We start from the raw sequence: 732 nt of genomic DNA, 5'->3' as shown, positions 1-732 counted from the left end.
CAATGAATTTCATAAAAAAGGTGATTGGGCATTACGTATGTGTTTAGTGGTTTCTATGATAGCGGGATTAATCATGTTCCCAGCTGAACCGCTCATCATCCTGTTTATATCGACTTTCTTCGCGATAAGTCAACTCGTATTTCAAGCGTATGTTGAGTGGAGGTTTTCAGAGAATCAAAAGAATTATAAGGTTTCCCTGGCTGAGGTTGCGTTAACTTTCGTTGCCTTAATGGGGGTATTATTGTGGCTTAACGCTGCATAGCGTTTTATGAAGATTTCACTGTTGGCTTGTGTACGCATTATAAATAAATCACTTTAGGGAGTATGTGATGCTTAAGAATATCAAAAGTACAATTCTTCCAGACCTTATGATACAATCATGTTAATTAAATTTTCGCCATTAGCCTTACCAGGGTTGAAATATCCTTAAGAAAGAGCGAGGAAATTGAATATAAAATTGGATCTAAAAACAATTCAAGAAATGTGCGGCACTGTCTCCTTCAAAAGAGGGGACTCTTTTTATCGTGCTAATAAAGTAACCATTATAAATTACACTTCCGATCGTTGTGAGGCAACCGTTGAAGGAAAGGGAGAATTCCATGTTATCCTTGAAAAGGATGACAAAGGCTTTCACACGAACTGCGACTGTCCAACACTTCCTTCGTTTAAAAACGACTGTCAGCATATTGCTGCCGTTTTATTGGCGATTTATGATCATCAGCGTCAAGGGGC

At 38.4% G+C, this 732-nt stretch carries 2 protein-coding genes; both read left to right on the top strand.

Translation table 11 applies throughout. The features are described from left to right. Nucleotides 1-262 (top strand): DUF4181 domain-containing protein (locus AC3G7N_RS20965; RefSeq protein WP_489424091.1); only part of this gene is annotated, 262 nt, incomplete at its 5' end. A gap of 183 nt (nucleotides 263-445) precedes the next feature. Beyond that, on the top strand, nucleotides 446-732 hold a 287-nt coding region (locus AC3G7N_RS20960; protein WP_489424090.1), incomplete at its 3' end, for an SWIM zinc finger family protein.

The organism is Virgibacillus carmonensis, assembly GCF_057836705.1.
This window is presented reverse-complemented; position numbering and strand designations above follow the sequence as displayed.